Source organism: Aquimarina sp. U1-2 (assembly GCF_017897595.1).
GTDB lineage: Bacteria > Bacteroidota > Bacteroidia > Flavobacteriales > Flavobacteriaceae > Aquimarina.
On record NZ_JAGKIK010000018.1, the window covers coordinates 32,133 to 53,731 of the forward strand.

At 33.7% G+C, this 21,599-nt stretch carries 20 protein-coding genes; 9 read left to right on the forward strand and 11 right to left on the reverse strand.

The window, feature by feature from the left end; all coding sequences use genetic code 11:
• Positions 1 to 3 precede the first annotated feature (3 nt).
• The 6 genes from dapA to J8281_RS17125 all read right to left on the reverse strand — a co-directional run bounded on the left by dapA (position 4) and on the right by J8281_RS17125 (position 7,195).
• Positions 4 to 879, reverse strand: a complete 876-nt coding sequence (gene dapA, locus J8281_RS17100; RefSeq protein ID WP_210198878.1) for a 4-hydroxy-tetrahydrodipicolinate synthase — start codon at positions 877 to 879, stop codon at positions 4 to 6.
• Position 880: 1 nt separating this feature from the next.
• Positions 881 to 1,402, reverse strand: coding sequence for a hypothetical protein (locus J8281_RS17105; protein WP_210198879.1), 522 nt, complete (start codon positions 1,400 to 1,402; stop codon positions 881 to 883).
• 1,676 nt (positions 1,403 to 3,078) lie between these two features.
• A complete protein-coding gene (locus tag J8281_RS17110; RefSeq protein ID WP_210198880.1) occupies positions 3,079 to 3,768 on the reverse strand; it encodes a lysoplasmalogenase family protein in 690 nt (229 codons plus the stop codon).
• Positions 3,765 to 5,759, reverse strand: coding sequence for an NAD-dependent DNA ligase LigA (gene ligA, locus J8281_RS17115; RefSeq protein WP_210198881.1), 1,995 nt, complete (start codon positions 5,757 to 5,759; stop codon positions 3,765 to 3,767). Before ligA ends, J8281_RS17110 begins: the two co-directional genes overlap by 4 nt.
• A gap of 84 nt (positions 5,760 to 5,843) precedes the next feature.
• Entirely contained in the window at positions 5,844 to 6,695 is an 852-nt protein-coding gene (gene prmC / locus J8281_RS17120) for a peptide chain release factor N(5)-glutamine methyltransferase (RefSeq protein ID WP_210198882.1), read from the reverse strand.
• A gap of 11 nt (positions 6,696 to 6,706) precedes the next feature.
• The gene (locus J8281_RS17125) at positions 6,707 to 7,195 is read right to left on the reverse strand and encodes a GNAT family N-acetyltransferase (RefSeq protein ID WP_210198883.1); all 489 of its coding nucleotides are present in this window, start codon (positions 7,193 to 7,195) and stop codon (positions 6,707 to 6,709) included.
• A 635-nt stretch (positions 7,196 to 7,830) separates the two neighbouring features.
• Here J8281_RS17125 and ribD point away from each other — a divergent pair.
• The 4 genes from ribD to J8281_RS17145 are packed head-to-tail and all read left to right on the forward strand — an operon-like array spanning position 7,831 to position 10,948.
• Positions 7,831 to 8,853, forward strand: coding sequence for a bifunctional diaminohydroxyphosphoribosylaminopyrimidine deaminase/5-amino-6-(5-phosphoribosylamino)uracil reductase RibD (gene ribD, locus J8281_RS17130; RefSeq protein ID WP_210198884.1), 1,023 nt, complete (start codon positions 7,831 to 7,833; stop codon positions 8,851 to 8,853).
• The gene (locus tag J8281_RS17135; protein ID WP_210198885.1) at positions 8,846 to 9,454 is read left to right on the forward strand and encodes an HAD family phosphatase; all 609 of its coding nucleotides are present in this window, start codon (positions 8,846 to 8,848) and stop codon (positions 9,452 to 9,454) included. The genes ribD and J8281_RS17135 overlap by 8 nt, the downstream gene beginning before the upstream one ends.
• A complete protein-coding gene (locus tag J8281_RS17140; RefSeq protein ID WP_210198886.1) occupies positions 9,451 to 10,320 on the forward strand; it encodes a DMT family transporter in 870 nt (289 codons plus the stop codon). Before J8281_RS17135 ends, J8281_RS17140 begins: the two co-directional genes overlap by 4 nt.
• A gap of 16 nt (positions 10,321 to 10,336) precedes the next feature.
• Positions 10,337 to 10,948 (forward strand): YigZ family protein, encoded by a 612-nt coding sequence (locus J8281_RS17145; RefSeq protein WP_210198910.1) that lies wholly within the window; start codon positions 10,337 to 10,339, stop codon positions 10,946 to 10,948.
• Here J8281_RS17145 and J8281_RS17150 read toward each other — a convergent pair.
• The gene (locus J8281_RS17150; RefSeq protein ID WP_210198887.1) at positions 10,934 to 11,347 is read right to left on the reverse strand and encodes a thioesterase family protein; all 414 of its coding nucleotides are present in this window, start codon (positions 11,345 to 11,347) and stop codon (positions 10,934 to 10,936) included. The genes J8281_RS17145 and J8281_RS17150 overlap by 15 nt on opposite strands.
• A gap of 194 nt (positions 11,348 to 11,541) precedes the next feature.
• Here J8281_RS17150 and dnaA point away from each other — a divergent pair, with 194 nt between their 5' ends.
• The 3 genes from dnaA (at position 11,542) to J8281_RS17165 (ending at position 14,292) form a co-directional block, all read left to right on the forward strand.
• Positions 11,542 to 12,969 carry a chromosomal replication initiator protein DnaA gene (gene dnaA / locus J8281_RS17155; RefSeq protein ID WP_210198888.1) on the forward strand — a complete coding sequence of 476 codons (1,428 nt, stop codon included), beginning with the start codon at positions 11,542 to 11,544 and terminating at the stop codon, positions 12,967 to 12,969.
• A 32-nt stretch (positions 12,970 to 13,001) separates the two neighbouring features.
• Positions 13,002 to 13,466: a low molecular weight protein-tyrosine-phosphatase gene (locus J8281_RS17160; RefSeq protein ID WP_210198889.1), complete on the forward strand. Its 465-nt coding sequence runs from the start codon at positions 13,002 to 13,004 to the stop codon at positions 13,464 to 13,466.
• 97 nt (positions 13,467 to 13,563) lie between these two features.
• Positions 13,564 to 14,292 carry an SAM-dependent methyltransferase gene (locus J8281_RS17165; protein WP_210198890.1) on the forward strand — a complete coding sequence of 243 codons (729 nt, stop codon included), beginning with the start codon at positions 13,564 to 13,566 and terminating at the stop codon, positions 14,290 to 14,292.
• A gap of 101 nt (positions 14,293 to 14,393) precedes the next feature.
• Here the strand turns inward: J8281_RS17165 and J8281_RS17170 are convergent, their stop codons facing one another.
• The 4 genes from J8281_RS17170 to dapF all read right to left on the reverse strand — a co-directional run bounded on the left by J8281_RS17170 (position 14,394) and on the right by dapF (position 17,730).
• Positions 14,394 to 15,038, reverse strand: a complete 645-nt coding sequence (locus J8281_RS17170; protein WP_210198891.1) for a peptidoglycan-binding protein LysM — start codon at positions 15,036 to 15,038, stop codon at positions 14,394 to 14,396.
• 353 nt (positions 15,039 to 15,391) lie between these two features.
• Complete coding sequence (gene mltG, locus J8281_RS17175) at positions 15,392 to 16,435, reverse strand: endolytic transglycosylase MltG (protein WP_210198892.1); 1,044 nt, start codon at positions 16,433 to 16,435, stop codon at positions 15,392 to 15,394.
• Complete coding sequence (locus tag J8281_RS17180; RefSeq protein ID WP_210198893.1) at positions 16,425 to 16,952, reverse strand: GNAT family N-acetyltransferase; 528 nt, start codon at positions 16,950 to 16,952, stop codon at positions 16,425 to 16,427. Before J8281_RS17180 ends, mltG begins: the two co-directional genes overlap by 11 nt.
• Positions 16,933 to 17,730 (reverse strand): diaminopimelate epimerase, encoded by a 798-nt coding sequence (gene dapF, locus J8281_RS17185; protein WP_210198894.1) that lies wholly within the window; start codon positions 17,728 to 17,730, stop codon positions 16,933 to 16,935. The genes J8281_RS17180 and dapF overlap by 20 nt, the downstream gene beginning before the upstream one ends.
• Before the next feature lie 159 nt (positions 17,731 to 17,889).
• Between dapF and J8281_RS17190 the strand changes: the two genes are divergently transcribed.
• Together J8281_RS17190 and J8281_RS17195 are read left to right on the forward strand one after the other, a co-directional pair.
• On the forward strand, positions 17,890 to 19,314 hold the full coding sequence (locus tag J8281_RS17190) for a trypsin-like peptidase domain-containing protein (protein ID WP_371812631.1): 1,425 nt from the start codon (positions 17,890 to 17,892) through the stop codon (positions 19,312 to 19,314).
• A gap of 192 nt (positions 19,315 to 19,506) precedes the next feature.
• A complete protein-coding gene (locus J8281_RS17195) occupies positions 19,507 to 20,955 on the forward strand; it encodes a glyceraldehyde-3-phosphate dehydrogenase (protein WP_210198895.1) in 1,449 nt (482 codons plus the stop codon).
• Positions 20,956 to 21,599 lie beyond the last annotated feature (644 nt).

The following is a 21,599-nucleotide window of genomic DNA, read 5'->3' on the forward strand; positions in this document are numbered from 1 at the left end:
CAATCAAAGATCTTGAATAAACTTATCTATATTTTTTGCCAAACTTTTAGATACCGGAACTAAAGGCAATCGAAGATGATCTTCACAAATTCCTCTGGCTTTCAGAATATTTTTAATACCCGCGGGGTTGCCTTCTTCAAAAGCATATTCCAAAATTGGTAAAAGCTTGTACAATATTTTAAAGGCTTGTTCGGTATCTCCAGCCAACCCTAATCTGATCATTTTGGTGAATTCTTGAGGAAAACCCTGTCCGATCACACTAATTACTCCGTCACCACCAGCAGCCACTGCTGGTAATGCCAGGGTATCATCGCCAGAAATCACCAAAAAATCTTTTGGTCTGTCTTTTATGATTTTCAAAACTTGCGTAAAGTCACTTACTGCTTCTTTAATACCAACAATATTGTTTAACTGAGCCAAACGCAGTGTTGTTTCTGCAGTCATGTTAGTACCCGTACGTGAGGGAACGTTATACAATAAAACCGGTATAGGCACTGTATCATTAATCTTTTTATAATGAGCATATATACCTTCTTGGCTCGGTTTACTATACATAGGAACTACTGAGAGTATCGCTTCAAAATAAGATAAATCTGTTTCTTGGATCTCTTGAAGAATTGCAGCCGTATTATTACCACCGATGCCAATTACTAACGGTAATCTATTATCGTTAACTTTTACAATATGAGCTACCAGATCTCTCTTTTCTTGTTTTGATAAGGTAACCGATTCTGCTGTAGTACCCAACAAAACCAAATATGACACCCCCCCTTTACTACAAAAATTAACCAAAGAAGTAACTCCCGAATAATCAATTGAACCATCTTTGTTAAACGGAGTAGCTAATGCCACTCCTGTTCCTCTAAGAAAACTACTCATGTTATAGTACCTGTAAAATTTTCAAATATTTCTTTAATTCTTTCATAAAGAGATTGGGATTATGCACAGAGGCCCCGATAATCAAATCATTAATTCTATGATCCACTTTGGAGAAACCAACTTTAAATTTAGCCTTTGATGCAGCTGCTACATAATTAAGTTCTAATTTATCTTCTTCATAAAAGTTAATAAGTACATCATAATCTCTTTTTAAGAAGTCTAACAAAGATGAGCTTTTAACCATTCCTTTTACGCCAAAACTTTTATCATTATAATGCAAAATATAGGCATCGTCTTCCAACTCATTGTCACCTTTGTATCCTAAGATGTGCAATCGATCTTTGGACACCCCCAAATCTTCTGCAAACCTAATTAGTGATGACCTGTTAATTTCATAAGAAGCATCTATTATAATAGCTAGCGTATGAAGGGTTGAAATTGATACTGAAGAGATTTTTCTACCCTCTAGATGCGATTCAATACTTTTCTGTATGGCATTTCTTTTAAGACCCTTTAAAATCATTTATCAAAAGATTACGAAGCCACAAATGTAGCTATTTTACAAATTAAATCACTTTAACAACTTCAAGAAAAATGAAAACGCTGAAAATCAGTATACCTTATACAAAAACTAGTCAATTTATGTATCCTTACTATAAAAAGTTAAGTAACATGAGGGTATGAAACGAATAATAGTAAAATTTTATGAGTATCCTTAATTTAACCAAAACGGTTTGCGTCAAGCTGAATACTGAAACGAGCCTGTGCTGAACTCGTTTCAGTATTCAGGATGACTTCTCAGTTAAATTTTAGGTATACTAACGTCAAATCAATTAAAATTTTAAAAAACTTTACAAAAAGGAATGTTTAAAAATTTTAAATGCAAAAGCGTAGCGGTTACATACGTTCTCAATTTTTTAATTATTTTGTTTTCAAATAATTAAAAATAGTCTTCGCTACTAGCAACGAGTTTGTGTTGTTCAATAAAGAATTTGATTAAAAAAAACTGTCCCGATATCTGTATAACTGTCATTATGATCGGAAATATCTCAAGATGAACATAAAAACTATTTAATGCCGTGGTAATATTAACTATTAAAAAACAAGAAGCGGCTACCATAAGAGAATAACTCACTACTGTTTTACTGTTTAAGTAGATGTAATAACATACTGCAATAAAAAAAATGAACACTATAATTAGCGAAAAAAGAACTGTTTTGTGATTAACAATTTGTGGCAATATTAAATCTGCTACTGCATAAAGTATATACCCAATTAGCACCATCGAAATTGCTAATTGTAAAGTAAATATCTTTTTAATGTGTATTTTTACTACATGTAAACTTTTCCATAGCATGATGATATTCACCAGATAGTAAGCCAATAAACAGATGTGTAAAAGTTCAAAATTCCCGGTATAATCTTGAAAATATAAAATTTCACATACTAATACCAATACTAAGCTAAGTACTACCAAAAAATTCTTATGCGATGCATGAGCTATGTAAAGAAAACACAAAGATATAATTACTGATGGTTTAACGTATATTATTGAATTATAGGAGAAAATTGCCACTATCAAGGTTATAAAACTTGTAGCAAAAAAAAGCAAGTATGTAAATCGTTGAATTTTCAAGTACACCTTATTTTTTTGAGGATCCCATATTGGTAACCAAGTTGAGCTTTATTTTATTCAGTGAAACAATGCAAAAAAACAATACATATTTGCAGGCATAGCATACACAAAATCGTAGACTTACTGCGCAACAAAAATTGTTTTCTTGGTTACTCAAAAATAAAATTTCGCTTACAGATTTAAAAATCTATATTACAATCAAAAAAGAAATGAGAAGTTTGAGTAACTTTTCTACATTCATTAATATTTTTTGTAGAACTGGTTTACACTTTTTTGATTTAGGCAGAACCAACCGATAGGAAGGTGCCAAATGGTGCCGTTGCGAAAGGTTTTGTACTTAGATAAAGTAATTTTTTACTTGCATAGCAGCGCTACGGAAGTAAAAAATCATAAAATATAAGTGCAAAACAGCATTTTTTTAGCATATTAAAAAAGTGTAAACCAGTTCGTATTCAAAACGTTATATTATTTTAACATGAATACGCCCAATGTATTTGAAATGTGTGATTTTTCCCAACGTGAAGATAGTGAATTGCGAGAACAATTGAAACTTTAAAAATCATTCAGTTTAAATTATTTAATTTTAATGAAGTTGGGCTAGACAACCTAAATTGCACCAAAAAAAACACCGCTAATAATTGATATAAGGAATTAATTATTTCAAACTCTATAGATGCTATATAAAATTTATTTAAAGCAAAACACGCATCACTTATTACAAAATTTAAAACAGCAATTAAAAACCATAAAGACTGAGAAGATCTCACATTAACATAATGAAGTACAGACCCCGTAAACAGCAGATACAAAATAATTAAGTAACCTATACCGTAAGGCTTAATACTGCCCATAGCGGCTTCGGTAACCGCATAAATTTCGTAAGTAATAAAAGTCCATGATACAAAAAAAATGACCAAATATAAAATATCTGCATTACTATAATCGACAGGAACATAACCTTTATGCAAATAATAAAATAGAAGCAAATAACAAATTGCGTAGCTTAAAAGAACATATATAAAACTATGCTCTATATTCGTTAAGAGAAAGATATCTCCCAAAAAGCATAATAGTAATATACATAAAAACAAAGGATCTAATCTTTTGGCATTAAACCAATAAAGCATTAATAACAAAGGAACAGTAGCAGGTTTTGCATAGAGTTCTAACTGTGGCCATTGTAAAGCTTTACTTAAAACACATAGCCCTCCTGTAAGCAATAACAATATTTTGATTAGTGTTCTTGTTTTCATTTTATTTTATCCAAAAACTCATCTTCACTACAAATAGGTATATCTAATTTGTTAGCTTTTTCTAGCTTGCTAGGTCCCATATTGGCACCAGCTACTACATATGATGTTTTAGAGGATATAGCACTAGACACTTTACCACCATTATCCTCTATGAGTTTTTTAAGTTCATTTCGTGATACTTTCTCAAAAACTCCCGAAACAACAAAAATTTGTCCTTTTAATGTATCGGTTTGATTTGCTAATTTTTCTGCAGAAATTTCTAATTGCACACCATATTGTTGTAACCTATGTATCAATACTTTATTTGCTTCGATTGCAAAAAACTCAGTAACACTTTGCGCTATTTTAATACCAATCTCATCGACATTCACCAATTCTTCTTCAGTAGAAGCAATTATAGCATGTATAGATTTGTAATGCTTAGCTAATTTTTTTGCTACTGTTTCTCCTACATATCGTATACCTAAAGCGAATAATACCCGCTCAAAAGGAATGTCTTTGGATTTTTGAATCCCCATAATTAAGTTCTCTGCACTTTTTTCGGCCATTCGTTCTAGAGGCACTATTTGTTCTTTCTTTAATTCATACAGATCGGCATAATTGGTGATTAAGCCTTCATGTACTAATAAAGCTACGGTTTCTCCTCCCAAACCATCAATATCCATTGCTTTTCTAGAAATATAATGTTGAATACGCCCCACTATTTGTGGGGTACACCCCTGATCGTTTGGACAATAATGTAGCGCTTCTCCTTCCTTCCGAATTAAAAATGTTCCACACTCTGGACAGTTATTAATGTATTGCGTTGGCATAGAATCTGGGGTTCTTTGTTGAAAATCTACACCAACAATTTTAGGAATAATCTCTCCCCCTTTCTCTACAAAAACAGTGTCTCCAACTCGTATATCTAATTTTTCAATCTGATCTGCATTGTGCAACGAGGCTCTTTTAACGGTAGTTCCCGCTAGCGATACCGGCTGCAAGTTTGCTACTGGAGTAATCGCACCTGTTCTTCCTACCTGATAGGTGATTTGTTCAAGAACTGTCGAGACCTGTTCTGCTTTAAATTTGTAAGCTATTGCCCATCTTGGTGCTTTTGCTGTAAAACCCAATTCTTCTTGTTGCTGCAGATTATTTACTTTGATCACTACACCATCGGTTTCATAAGGTAAATCATGCCTATGTTCATCCCAATATTCAACAAATTCAAGAACCTCATCGATTGAGTTTACCAACTTTGATTCTTTTGGAACTTTAAACCCCCATTCTCTTGCTTTTTCAAGACTTTCATATTGGGTTTTTATCGCTAAACGATCTCCGGTAATTGCATACAGCAGGCAATCCAATGGTCGTTTCGCTGTTTCGGTACTATCTTGTAGTTTCAAACTGCCTGATGCTGTATTTCTGGGGTTAGCGTAGGGTTCTTCTCCGGCAGCGAGTCGTTCTTGATTCATCTTGGCAAAACCCTCATAGGGCAATACTATTTCTCCTCGTATATCGAATTTAGGAGGAAAATTACCCTTTAGTTTTAAAGGAACCGATCTAATGGTTTTTACATTGGTGGTTACATTATCTCCTTGTATCCCATCACCTCTGGTCACTGCTCTTAGTAAGACTCCGTTCTCATAGGTTAAGCTAATTGAAGCTCCGTCATATTTAAGCTCACAAGTATAATGAATATCGCCATCAACCAATTTTTTAATTCGCTTTTCCCAATCTAGCAAATCCTCTTTGGAGTATGAGTTATCCAAAGAATACATTCTATGCTCGTGTACTATGGTCTCAAAATTTTTTGTAATTTCTCCTCCAACGCGTAATGTTGGCGAATTAGGATCATAAAATTCTGGATATTGTTCTTCTAATTTCTGAAGCTTTTTGAGTTTCATGTCAAACTCATAATCACTTATAGTAGGGGCATCTAAAACATAATAATTGTAGTTATGTTGACGTAATTCTTCTCGTAATTGATTGATTTGTTGTTCTGTATTCATTTTTTAACTTCTCATTTCTAAAACTTTCTCGATACTTAAAAATAATCAGCAGCATTTAGGTTACAAACTTCTGCATATTGCGAACTATGGCTTACGCGCTTGTATCATACGATTGTTTCCGTATAGATCTTTTCGCAATATTATTGATTCAAAACCCAAAGATTTTATAATAGTAACCGTTTCTTCTCCTAAATATTGATTAATTTCAAAATACAATCTTCCTCTGAACTTTAATCTTCTTTTTGCCAATATGGTAATTTTCTCATAAAATAGTAAAGGATCATGATCAGAAACAAATAGAGCCTGATGCGGTTCATTATCCAAAACATTAGGTCTGATTTCTTTTTTTTCTAATGCTCTTATGTAAGGCGGATTAGAAACAATGATATCAAATTCTTGAGTTAGATCCTCGCACATTAATATATTTTCATGAATACATGTTACTTCTACTTCATTTTTAATTGCATTCACTTTTGCTACTTCTATTGCCTGTTTTGAGATATCCATAGCATACACTTTGGCATTCGGTAAATTTTTAGCCAAAGCAATGGCGATACATCCACTTCCTGTACCTATATCTAAAATTTTTATAGTGCTCTCTAAACTTTCCTGATCTTTTAAAATCCAATCTACAAGCTCTTCTGTTTCGGGTCTCGGAATTAGCACATTCTCATTCACAATAAAACACAATCCATAGAAATAAGTGTGCCCTATAATATATTGGATCGGTTCCTGATTTAAGAGTCTTGTTTTTGCCTCATTAAACTGAACGATTTCACTTGCTGATACTTCTTTCTCTAAAGCTATCGCTACATCAACCCTTCTTAATTTCAAAATTTCTTCAGAAAGTATATAAAAAAAAGACATGACCTCTTCTTCTTCATATACTTCTGATAAAGAATTCTTAAAATCAACCCTTACATCTTTTATTTTCAATGTGAATTATTTTAGACCAAATCTTTTATCATCCATGCCTCACAACTATAGTGTCCTGTATCACCCAGGGGACCCGGTAATTCTGTAAAACCCACCTTTTTATATAGTCGTCGTGCTGAGGTCATATAAGGCATGGTTTCCAAATAGCATTTCGAGTACCCATGATGACTTGCAAAATCAAGACAACGATGTATCATCATACTACCTATACCTCTCCCCCTGGCTACGGGCAAAAAATACATTTTTTGCAGTTCACAAATAGTAGCATCTCCCCTTTGTAAAGGGGCTATGCCTGCACCGCCTAGAATAGCATCGTTTTCTTCTACTACAAAATAAGATCGTTTGGGTAACTCATAGGTTTCAAACATCATATCTAGCTCTTTATCTTCATAAGCAGTACCTACCTTGGGAACTCCCATTTCTATCAGTACATTTCTTATTACTTGCGCTATAGCTGTATTATCTTTAGGTTCAATTTGTCTTATTATTATGTCTTCCATTATATTTTAAATACTGATCGGGTTTAAACTTTTTTCAATTTGCTAAAAAAATTAAACCAGTTCACTACATTTGTGATGCTGATACTAGATAATGAACTCATCTTGACTTTTTATAATTAGCTGCAAAATGATCTTTTTTACCTACTTTTTATCATTTTTGAGTTCCGTAGCAAAGGCTATGCAACAAAAAAATGCTTTCAATTAAGCAAAAAATCTCTATTTTTCACTTTAATCAAAAAAGTCAAGATGAGTTCAATTCCTTTAATTTTTCAGCAAAAACACAAATCAAAAATTAATTTTTAATGCATCAAAAAATAAAAACTGATAACTTGGTTAATACCAATAAGAACCAAGAAGCGACTAATTTTATCTTGCATTAAAAGAAACTGTAAAAAGCACAGATGAAATATACATCAAATCTGCTCAGGAATCAACGAAGAAGTTTCCGTTATTATCAACAATCCTTGTAGCTCAAAAATGGTGTACTTTATGATACAAAGCACAATCTTTAACATATTGAAAAACAAAAAGTTGCCAAATACTATAGGTTTTTTACGTATTTGATTAAAAAATAGTCTTCAACATAAAAAAGCTTTATAAATATCTCATCTATATTGATCGACCATATTCCATACATGAAACGATGCATTGAACTTGCTCAACACGGTTTAGGAACTACATACCCAAACCCAATGGTAGGAAGTGTTATTGTTCATGAAAAACATATTATAGGTGAAGGTTGGCATTATAGAGCAGGTGAGCCCCATGCCGAAGTACATGCTATTCGATCGGTAAAAGATGAAACAAAATTAAAAGATGCAACGCTATATGTAAGTCTGGAACCCTGTAGTCATTTTGGAAAAACTCCCCCGTGCAGCGACTTGATTATTCAAAAAGGAATCAAAAAGGTGGTTATTGGCACAGTAGATCCGTTTGCCAAGGTATCTGGATCAGGAATTCAAAAATTAATGAATGCCGGTTGTGATGTAGTAGTAGGAATACTTGAAGCCGAATGTAACGAACTGAACAAGCGATTCTTTACATTCCACCAAAAAAAGAGACCTTATATTATATTAAAATGGGCGCAAACTAAAAACGGTTATATAGCGCCAGACACTTCTACTCAAAGAGCTCCTGTTTGGATCTCTAATCAATATTCTAGACAATTAGTACACAAATGGCGTGCAGAAGAACAGGGTATTTTGGTCGGTAATCAAACTGTGATAAAAGACAATCCTAAGCTCAATATACGGGACTGGTCTGGTAATCCGCCCACAAGGGTTATAATTGATCGCTATGGTCGCATCCCTGTAAATTCTGAAGTATTACATGGTAAAACGAATACTATAGTGATTACTACAGAAGATTATAAAAAGGAAAACAAAGATACTCTCGTTTATGAAACTTTGTCTCTTAAAAAAAATCAGGTGATTCAAATATGCGATATTCTTTATCGACATCAAATTCAATCGGTTATTATAGAGGGGGGACGATTTACACTTCAATCGTTTATTGATGAAAATCTATGGGATGAAGCTAGAATTTTTGAGGGAAACGTAGATTTTAAAAATGGCATTGAGGCTCCCAAACTTCGAGGACGTTTGCTCTATGAAAAAAAAATCATCGACGATACATTAAAACTGCTATACAATGATTAAAACGATCATTTTTGATTTTGGGGATGTGTTTATCAATTTAGATAAAAACGCAATCTTTAAAGAACTATCGGCCTTGGGAATCTTTGATTTTAATGCTGAATTACAAGAATTGAATACGCTCTATGAAACTGGAAAAATAACTACCGCTACATTTCTGGATCATTACCAAACACTGTTTCCTGAAGCTTCGAAAACAGCATTAATACAGGCCTGGAATGCTATATTGCTAGATTTTCCGAGATATCGTTTGGATTTTCTTGAAAAATTGAGCGCAAAACAACACTATCAACTCATCCTCTTAAGCAACACCAACGAATTGCACATCAAGGCTATAAAAGAAACTGTTCCCTTCTATGAAACTTTCAAATCATGTTTTGATGCTTTTTATTTATCTCATGAAATACAGTTACGAAAACCCAATGCCGATATTTTTAGATTTGTGTTGGAACAACATCAGATACAGCCCCATGAAACTCTTTTTATAGATGACACCCCAGAAAACACCATCGCGGCAGCACAATTAGGCATTCATACCTGGAACAATGATCCAAAAACGCAAGATATTATCAATTTATTTACTATTAAATCGCATTTATTTTGATTTACCTAATTCTTAGCATTTTAGTATCCAGCCTTATCTTTATTATATTTAAACTATTTTCTAAATATAATGTAGATACGCTACAAGCCATTATCATCAATTATATTGTAGCGTGTTTCTCTGGACTTATTGCTTATTCGCAACCTATTCACATAATTACAATAACAAAACAAAACTGGTTTTATGGTGCAGTAGTACTAGGTGTTATCTTTATCGCAGTATTTAATTTAATGGCCATAACCACACAAAGAAATGGCTTATCGGTAGCTGCGGTGGCCACAAAGATGAGTTTAGTGATTCCTATTCTCTTCGGAATATTTATGTATCAGGAAAGTACAGGAATCTTAAAAATTAGCGGAATCTTAATCGCGTTAATTGCCGTATATTTAACTTCGATAAAATCTGGCGAAGGCCTTTCTGTCACCAGAGAAAATCTTATATTTCCTGTATTAGTTTTTATAGGAAGTGGGTGCATAGATACAAGTTTAAAATATTTTGAAACTTATTATGTAGCCAAAGATGACATTCCAATATTCTCTGCCACTATCTTCGGTTTTGCTGCAATAGTAGGGCTTTGTACTTTGGTATATAAAAGAATGGTAGGAACATTAAGCATATCGATTAAAAATGTGATCGCAGGAATCGGACTAGGAATCCCTAATTATTTCTCAATATATTTTATCATACAAGCATTACGCTATGAACATATGGATAGCTCTACTGTATTCACCATCAACAATGTAGCTATACTATTGGTATCAACCGTTGCCGGAATTTTACTATTTAAAGAGCGGTTAACCTTAAAAAACTGGATAGGCATTACCTTGGCGATTATAAGCATACTTCTTGTAACTCTTTCTATATAAATTAAGTACGTTGAAAATAAGCGATACATACCGAACCATAGCATCAAAAAGTGAAGAAGTACTTTACAAGGAAAAAAACAGCAAATTTTACGGATATACCTTTCCAGTAGTTGCTGAGGAAGAAATAAACACTATTCTAGAACAACTTAGAAAGCAACATCATGCTGCTAGACATTGGTGCTATGCATGGAAAATAGGAATAGAAGTAACAAAATATCGTGTTAATGACGATGGTGAACCTTCTAACTCTGCAGGAAAACCTATTTACGGTCAAATACAATCCTACGAACTCACTAATATCTTAATCGTTGTTGTTCGCTATTTTGGAGGGGTCAAATTAGGAGTTGGTGGATTAATCAATGCCTATAGAACTTCGGCACAATTGGCAATAGAAACTTCTGAAATTATAGAAAAAACGATAAACGTCGACTACTGTATTAGTTTTGAATACAAAGATATGAACAAGGTAATGCGTATAATTAAAGAGCAAGGTATACGTATCACAAAGCAAGAATTGACATTAGACTGCAAAATTTATATTTCTGTCAGAAAAAAGAAAGCTAATAAAATAAAAGAGGTTTTTTCCCCGTTATACCAAATTAAAATTAAAGCTTTAAAAAGTCGATAGTTTTTTAATTTTATCAAGCACATAAGAAGGGCAAGCAATAGGTTTTCTGGTTGTACTATCAACAAAAACCAAAGTCGTAGAAGCAATTGTTAATAATTCTTGGGCATCATTGAAAATTTGGTAATCGAAAGTGATACTTGCTGTAGGAATTTTCGTCAATGAAGTTTTAACAGTCAATTCATCATCAAAGAAGGCGGATTTCTTAAATTTAAGGTGTAGAGAATATACGGGAAGCATAACCCCATTTTCCTCCATCGATTTATAAGAAATGCCTAATCGGGATAACCAGTCGATTCTTGCCAATTCTAAATATTGTGCATAATTCCCATGATGAACAACACCCATTTGGTCTGTTTCAGAATAGCGCACTTTTAATTTTGTTTCTGAGGTAATTGACATATATGTGTTTTAAAAAATTAAAGACTGGATTAAAAGTAGTACTATCAAATTATGCGAAAAAAATAATTAAAATTCAACACCCAAAATGTTTTTTTTTTACATTTTTTGTTCACATATTTGTCAGGCAAAACAGTAAGGAGTTTTTCAACAATTTAGTTTTAATAACTTAAAAAACAGTAAATCTAACCACTCGAATGAATGTAACTGCGCAATCGGTTTGGGATAATTGTTTATCTTTTATAGAGGATAACATTACACCACAAGCTTTCAAAACTTGGTTTGAACCAATCAAGGCCGTAAAACTTACAGATGGCGCATTAAGCATTCAAGTTCCTAGTAAATTTTTTTATGAGTGGCTCGAAGAACATTATGTAAATTTACTCAAGGTATCGTTAACTCGTGAGTTGGGTGAAACTGCAAAACTAGTGTATGTTATTAAAATGGAAAACACTTATGGTAACAAAAAACCATTTACTGAAAAGATACCTAGTGCCAATCGTACTGCTGTAAATTCTCAAGAGGTTGATGTACCAATTAAAAGTAAAAACCCAGAACTTAAGAATCCTTTTGTTATACCTGGTATACGCAATGTTAAGATTGAGTCTCAGTTAAATCCCAGTTACAATTTTGAAAACTTTTTAGAAGGAGATTCAAATAGATTGGCTCGCTCTGCAGGAATGGCTGTAGCCAATAAACCAGGAGGCACTTCTTTTAATCCGTTATTGATATTTGGAGGGGTGGGACTCGGTAAAACCCATTTGGCACATGCCATTGGTGTAAACATCAAAGACAACTACCCAGAAAAAACAGTGCTCTACATTTCCGCAGAAAAATTCACCCAACAATACATAGAGTCTGTAAAAAAGAATAATCGTAATGATTTTATTCACTTTTATCAAATTATAGACGTATTAATTGTTGATGATATTCAATTATTATCTGGTAAAGCCGGAACACAAGATGTATTTTTTCATATTTTTAATCATCTTCACCAAAACGGAAAACAAGTAATCTTAACCAGCGATAAAGCTCCCGTTGATATGCAAGATATCGAGCAACGCCTACTCTCTAGGTTTAAGTGGGGATTATCTGCAGAATTACACCAACCGGATTTTGAAACTAGAGTCTCCATCATTAGAAATAAGTTATATCGAGATGGCGTTGAAATGCCTGAAGATATTGTTGAATTTCTAGCTAATAATATTAAAACGAATATCCGCGAGTTAGAAGGTGCTATCATTTCGCTTATTGCACATTCTTCTTTCAACAAAAAAGATATTACAATCGATTTGGCTAAAGCCATTGTAGATAATTATGTTAAAAATACAAAACGCGAGGTTTCGATTGATTACATACAAAAAGTAGTTAGCGATTATTTTCAAATGGACGTAGAGACACTACAATCTAAAACTCGTAAACGCCATATCGTCCAGGCACGTCAACTAGCTATGTTTTTTGCAAAAAAACTCACCAAAGCCTCTCTAGCTAGTATCGGTACTCAAATTGGAAAGAGAGACCATGCTACCGTTCTTCACGCATGTAAAACTGTTGACAATCTATCTTCTACAGATAAACAGTTTAGAAAATATGTCGAAGATTTAGGAAAAAAGCTCACGCTTTAAACACACATTTTTTTTTAAAACTATCTACCAAAATGAAAACTAAAATTCTAATGGTATGCCTTGGTAATATCTGTAGATCTCCTTTGGCAGAAGGTATATTAAAATCTAAATTAGATAGCAATACATATATCGTAGAATCCTGCGGCACCAGTAATTATCATATAGGAAAACGACCTGACAAAAGATCTATCGATATTGCTAAAAAACACGGTATTGATATTACCGATCAAAAAGCAGCACAGTTTAACACCCATCATTTTGAAGCATATGATTTTATATATGCGATGGATAATTCTAATTACCAAGATATTATAAAGCTTGCTCGTAACGCAAAAGAAAAAGATAAGGTTACACTTATTCTAAACGAATTACACCCCAATAGCAATCTAGATGTTCCCGACCCATACTACGATGGCGAACAAGGTTTTGAAGATGTTTACCAAATGCTCAATAAAGCATGCGATCTTATCGTTACTAAACTAGAGAAGTCATCATAAATATTCTCTGATACAAAGTTTTTGTATATTTAATTTATGTAGTATTACATTAGCCTAAAACTTTAGTTAAAGATTTAGAAACTTAACCTAAAATAATATGGAGCTTAAACCCCTAGATCCCAAAGGCAAATTATATTTAATTCCCACTAGATTGGGAGATGATGTCCCTCTGGAAGTACTTCCCATATCCATAAAAAAAGTATTAGAACAGGTCAATCATTATATAGTTGAAAATGAAAAGCCTGCTCGCAGGTTTATCAAGAAAGTAAGCCCTAGTAAATCTCAACGATCATTGGTTATCCATTCTGTAAACAAGTATACCGATGTTACAGAAATACCAAATTACTTAACACCATGTCTTAATGGAGAATCTATTGGATTACTATCTGATGCGGGTTGCCCAGGCGTTGCAGACCCTGGTGCAGAGGTAGTAAAAATTGCTCATGAGAAAAATATACAGGTAGTTCCTTTGGTAGGTCCGTCATCAATAGTATTAGCGATGATGAGTAGCGGAATGAATGGGCAAAATTTTACATTTAATGGATACCTTCCTATAGATAAAAACGAAAGAAAAGCTGCCATTAAAAGTTTAGAAAAAACGTCACTAGAGAAAAATCAAGCGCAAATATTCATCGAAACCCCTTATAGAAATGATAAAATGTTCAGTGATTTGAAATCTATATTGCATGCTAGCACCAGATTATGTATTGCGAGTAATATTACACTAACCTCAGAATTCATAGCTACAAAACGAATAGAAGAGTGGAAAAATGAAGAAATTGATCTACATAAAAAACCGACTATCTATATCATACAGAGAGATTGAGCGGAGCAAAACTTTAATAATTACAAAGGATAAGACAAGCTTCGTGGAGTAAACCCTTTGGCGGTGCTAATAAAGATTAATCTTAGAATATTTGGCAAATACTAAAGTATAGCCTTTGCTTTTCGATTTGGAACTACATATGAAGTGTCGTATCCTCCAAATCTCTTCATATAATATCGTATAGTAGTACCAAAAGCATCAGCGAAACCTTCTACTCCTCCGCTTCGAAGATATCTCTTTACAGCGTTAGGCCCCGCTAGATGTGCAGCTGCTAAGATTCCTGATTCAGTAACTTTGACGCCATTCATAGTTCGACCTACAAACCATTTAATATCCCTGCGTAGTACCCATTTATTTCGTGAAAGATATGCATAAAAGGCTTTTTCCTGAAGTGCTGAGTCCTTCAAAAAATCTTCTCTACTCATATTTTTGACACCAATTAGCGCTAAAGTTCCTCTTCCGAACTGGTACTTTCCCATATAACCAAATTGATTCACTACGCCATAGTCTCCTCTGGATTCTTTAAATGCTAGTGCTTCTTTAAAACCAAGATACGATTTTCCCAAATTAGGAGCCGTAAATGTATTTTCGTCTTCAATCTCGTTAAAATTAGGTGCAATATAATACAGATCAAGACCGGCGGTGCTATAAGAACTAAAATCAGTCTTTTCTTTTGTTGTAAAACTTAACAAAAATATACCCCCAGTTGTAAGTAAAATAGATAATCCAACTATCTTGTTTATCATATAAAAATTTTCTAAGTAGCCATCTAAAAAATGGTCCCCTCTACTTAAATTTTTGCCGTGCAAATATACAATAAATAATTAAATATATAACTACAATGTGTTAAGGGAATTATAATACTGAAATACAGTTGTTTACAACTTAAAAAAGAGTTAAAAGTATGTAAAATCACTGCTTAATATAAAAAAAATAGCACTTAAACGACAGATTATGTGTTTTTACCGAATAAATTTTATACTCTTCGCCATAGATTCATCCTCCAAAAAAGACAAAATTTGTTAATAAATTGGTTTCAATTTTAACCTTTTCCTCAATAAAAATTGAAGTTTTTCCTACAAACTTATAGTACGAATAGTTATCGTTTTACTCCTTGTTTATTGATCCAGTTTACATATTGCTTTTTGTTTTGATTATGCTGACTTAAGGTTTTGGCAAATTTATGATATCCAAAATTTTCAATATCGGCTACAAAGAAATAATATTCATGTTTTTCATAGTTCAATACTGCATCTATTGATGAAATATCAGGCATAGCAATAGGACCAGGAGGTAATTTGGCATATTTATAAGTATTATACGGACTGTCAATTTCTAAATCCTTGTACAAAACGCGCTTAATAACGGTATCCCAGTTGTTTTGATGTTTTTTCAACGCATAAATAACAGTAGGATCTGCATCAAGTTTCCAACCGTTATTATACCTATTCATGTAAACTCCGGCCACACGCCTACGCTCATCAACCTTTGCAGTTTCTTTTTGAACAATCGAAGCCAAGGTCATTACTTGATCGGGAGTCAAACCGATTTCGTTAGCTTTTTTTATACGCTTTTCATTCCAAAAACGCTTGTATTCTTTCAACATTCGTTGTCTAAATTGAGCTGCAGAAGTATTCCAAAAAAACTCATATTTATTTGGAATGTACATAGACAAAGCCGTTTCTTTAGAAAGTCCATTCTCTTTTAAAAATACTGAATCTTTAAACGCAGTTACTAATGAGGTACTATCTGCTTCAATTTGGGTAGCGACTCTTCCTGCTAGATTTTCAAGCCTTTCCTGGTTGTTAAAGGTTACATGAATAGGGCTATTTTTACTTCGTAAACGATCGATCATCTCATTATTGTTAGCTCCTTTTTTCAAAATATATCGACCTGCCTTGATATTGTTCATGTACCCTTTGCGTCTGGCAACTCTATCAAAACTATAAATATCATCAACCAAAGGGCTAATTTCTTCTATCAACTCGGTATATGTTGTACCGGTTGGAATATATAAAGCGGCTGTTTCTTTTTCAAAACTTGTGTTAGGAGAAAATACCGCCTGATACACATAATATGCAAAAATTCCCCCTGCTATTAGTCCTAATATTACAATTCCTAATAAGATTTTTTTAATGTACATATATTCGTTGATATAAATACTCGTCTTTATACGAGTTGTTTACTAAATTCCATTCTTTTTTGATTCCGATTTTTTTGAACCCACAGTGCTCAAACAATTTGATGCTCGCTAGATTATCTTCTGATATGTTTGCGTATAATTGATGTAATCTTAGATGAGTAACTCCATAATTAATTATGATCTCTAAAGCTTCGGCTCCGTAACCTTTACCCCTACTTTCTTCTTGAGCAATAATAATACCTACTCCGGCCCTGTTATGAGTTGGATTAAAATCAAAAAGGTCAATAAGACCTATAGGCGATTCATCTAGAGTACAAACAACAAGTCGTAGTTGTTTTACTTCATAAATATCCTGATGCGCATTCTTTAAATATTGCTTGATCAAAAAACGAGAGTATGGGGTTTGTGTAGCACTCATTTCCCAAATTTGCTCGTTATTTTCTATAGTGTAAATAAATTCTAAATCTTCAGGTTCAAGTGCCCGTAAAAAAACTTTTTCACCTTGTAATGTCAACATTAATTTCTCCTTTAAAAACCTGTTCTGCAGGACCTATTAAAAATATATTTTTATACCCATTTTGATCTTTAGAAAATGTGACCGTAAGTTCTCCTCCCTGGGTGTGAATACTAATTTCTCGCTCACTTGTTAGTTGTGTCGCATGCATCGCAAGAGCTACCGCAGTAACACCAGTACCGCAGGATAAGGTTTCATCTTCTACACCCCTTTCATAAGTACGTACAGCGAATGAACTTGTACTATTTTTTTCAACAAAATTCACATTACTTCCTGCATCAAAGTAAGGAGCTCCATTCCGTATTTTCTTTCCCGTATTTTTCACATCAAAACCTGATAACTCTTCTACAAGTGTAACATGATGAGGAGATCCTGTATCGAGAAACAAATGAGAATCGTATATTTCAATTTCAGAGACATCTTGCATTTGTAGATGCACCGAACCGTTTTTGATTTCGGCATGATGCTTACCATCGATAGCAGTAAAAATTGCCTTAGTTGTTATGATACCTAAGTTGGCTGCAAAAGCGACTAGGCACCTTCCGCCATTTCCGCACATAGAACTTTCATTTCCATCAGCATTAAAATAGACCATAGTAAAATCATCTTCATCATTCTTCGGTTGTTCTAATAACATTAGACCATCGGCGCCTATACCGAATTTCCTGTCACAAAGTCTTGCAAATAGTTTGGTATCATTTTTGGACACTTTTGGGTCACGATTATCAATAATTATAAAATCGTTTCCTGTTCCCTGATATTTATAAAAAGTAAGGGTCATTATAATCTGTATATGATCGCAAAGGTACAAAGAAAGTGAACATAAATGTGTTGTTAATTGTGAGTTAAATTTTTACGAAAACGTATACGATAATTGTAATTTTAAGTATTAAGTACAGTCTATTTAATAGAACTAATTTAATTAAACAAAAAAGAAAAGATGATGAAAAGATTTTTAGGTGTATTACTTGTAGCCATACTGGCTGGAGTGATAACATTAGGTGCTTATAAATTATTTATTCAATCAGATGCAGTTGTTATTCAAGATAGAATATCAAGAACAGATACCATTCCTGTGAATTATGCGATAGGTAATTCTAAAAATGCAACAAGTGCCTCTATTGCTAGTATTGATTTTACACTAGCAGCAGAAAAAACAGTAAATGCTGTTGTACACGTTAAGCAATACGGGGTTACTCGAACTCCAAGAAATTTAATGGAATTTTTACGAAATGGAGGAGCACAAGAACGAAGAATTCAGGGAGCCGGTTCTGGTGTAATCATTACTGAAGATGGGTATATTGTTACCAACAATCACGTTATCGATGGTGCTACAGATCTTGAGGTTACTTTAAATAATAATAAATCTTATAAAGCCAAGGTAGTTGGGACGGCACCACAGTCTGATATTGCACTAATTAAAATAGAAGCCGATAAAAAATTATCTTATATCCCATTTGGAGATTCTAACTCTGCCAAAATTGGCGAATGGGTGCTGGCGGTTGGAAACCCTTTTAATTTAACTTCAACGGTTACTGCAGGTATTATTAGCGCAAAATCGAGAGATTTGAATGAGTATGATAATAATGTACAATCATTTATCCAGACTGATGCAGCTATAAATCCTGGTAATAGTGGTGGCGCTCTGGTAAATACAAAAGGTGAACTTATTGGTATCAATACAGCAATTACTTCGCAAACCGGAAGTTATGTGGGCTACGCTTTTGCGGTACCTTCAAACAATGCCAAAAAAATTATAGATGATATTATAGAGTTTGGAGATGTACAACGAGGAATCATAGGAATAACCGGCGGAACCATTAACCCTAAGGCCATCGAGGCTTATGATATTTCTACATCGCAAGGAGTTTTTGTTGCCTCTGTAGCAGAAAATAGTGGTGCAAAAAAAGCTGGATTAAAAGAAGGAGATGTGATTAAAGAAATTGACGGATTACCTATAAAGAAGTTTGCTGATCTAACGGGTTACGTAAATAGTAAACGACCCGATGATATTATTAAGGTACGGGTGTTAAGAAAAACGAAAGAGCTCGTTTTACCTGTTAAATTAACCAAATACGAGATACAAAACTATAATATTAGCGATGTAGGTGTTGAAGTTGTTAATCCGCCTAATGGATATTTGAAGAAATTTGATCTTGATCATGGGGTTGTTATTAATAAAGCACTCAGTTCTAGAATGAAAAGATACAATCTAGAAGGACTTATTATAAGCGAGATAGATGGTAAAAAGGTAAAAAGTGTTTTAGAAGTGAAAGAAATTATAGAAAATAAATATCCCGATGAAGATATTACTATTAGTTTGGTAGATAGAAATGGTGATAAACGAGAATTTGTTTTTCAATAAACTATCTCAAGGCGAGTCCACGAGGTACTATACCCTTTGATGATGTTTATAAAACTATCGAAAGCCTTGTAAATAGCGAGATCCCGTTACTATGTAAAGTGACGGGATTTTTTTATCAAAAAACGTTTTACGAAAACGTTTGAAATATATACTTTTGCACGAAATTTCAAGGTTTAAAAACACAACAACAAAATGAGCACTAACGAAGTTTACGAAAAAGAACTTGCCTTCCAGGCAGATCGACGCCGCGCTACTGTGGCCTTTATTAAAGCAGTAAGCGACTTATGGTACGATAACGCGATAGAATTGGTACTTTTTAGGAACCAATTGATCGATAAAAACGTAAGTGAAATTATAAATCTCCACGAATACGCTGGTGAATTTGTACAAAAGCCTATTTCTATATTTGACTCTGTAGAAATTGCTCAAGCTATAAAATTAATGGATTTACCGCCTTCAAAATTAGATATCGGTAAGCTCACTTACGAATATCATCTTTCTAATGATGAATATGGTTCTATTAATCGATTTGTTCAAAATAAACTTAAAGATGCTAAGAAAGTTAAGCCTATCTCACCAAAAAACGTCGTTCTTTACGGATTTGGAAGAATTGGTCGTCTTGTCGCACGTGAACTTATGACCATAACGGGTAAAGGAAGTCAGTTACGATTAAGAGCTATTGTAACCCGAGGAGAAATTACAGAAGAAGTTCTGGAAAAAAGAGCTTCATTGCTACGAAACGATTCTGTTCACGGAGATTTCGCAGGAACAGTAGAAACAGATATCAATAATAAAGCGCTCCTCATCAATGGCACTACAGTTAACATTATAAACGCTAGCAATCCCGAAGAAATTGATTACACTACTTATGGTATAGAAGATGCACTAGTAATCGACAATACAGGGGCATTTAGAGATAAAGAAGCTTTAGAAAGACACCTGAAAGCCAAAGGTGTTACTAAAGTGCTGCTTACGGCTCCAGGAAAAGGAGTGCCTAATATTGTACATGGTGTTAACCACAAAGAACATGATCCTGACAAAGTGGACATTTTTTCTGCGGCCTCATGCACTACAAACGCGATAACCCCTATTTTACAAGCAGTAGACGATAGTTTTGGCGTAGTAAACGGCCATCTAGAAACAATACATGCATATACTAATGATCAAAATCTGGTTGACAATATGCATAAAAAATATCGAAGGGGTCGTGCTGCTGCCCTCAATATGGTAATTACTGAAACTGGTGCAGGCAAAGCAGTTTCGAAAGCATTACCAAGTTTTGAAGGAAAACTTACCTCCAACGCAATTCGTGTACCTGTTCCCAATGGATCATTAGCGATTCTCAACCTCAATCTAGACAAGAAAGCCTCCAAAGAAAGTATGAATGCTATTATAAAAAAATATGCTTTAGAAGGAAATCTAGTAGAGCAGATTAAATATTCTCTCGACAACGAGCTTGTTTCTAGCGATATCGTGGGGTCTTCTGCTCCGTCGATTTATGATAGCAACGCTACTATAGTTGATGCTAAAGGACATAACGCTGTTCTATATGTATGGTACGATAACGAATACGGCTATAGTCACCAAGTGATACGGCTATCTAAATATATAGCCAAAGTACGCCGTTTTACTTATTACTAGTAAACTATCTCGGGGGTATTACACCCTATGGCGGTGCCAATAAGAGACAAGATTTAGAAAAGATTGGTTGAGAAAGCAGGTTAAACATAAGATCATTTTAAAGTTTCTATAGTTGATAATTTTCAAATTCTAGAACTTTAAAATAATCCAATTCAGGGGCTAGCCACTAGGCATTTGTTGAAAATAATTTTTCAATGTCAAGGCAAGCCTGTGCGTATTATACCCTTTAGCGTTGACAATACATTCAAGTGTAATATAGCTTTACGTTTTTTTAACCCGGTTTATGCATTAGAATTTCGTTATGAGGTTTGAAAATGCTACGACAAAGCATTGCTTTGGGCGAGTTGTAGCGTTGGAAGAGTGTTTTCTAAGTTTCATCATAGCATCGCTACGGTGAAACTTAAAAACACAACGTAGTGCTTGGTTTTGCAGCAGTTTAAAGCCGTAATAGATTTTCTAATGCATAAAGCGAGTTTAACCAATCTTGTTATTCATTTCCTGAAATTATACATTTCAACTTCTAATAAATCAGCAACATATTACTTTCATCCAAATTCTGTAAAAAAAAACTTTATAATTATCTACAATATCGTACATTTATTGTCGTTACAGAACAAACTTAATAAGAAACAAAAAATTTAAGT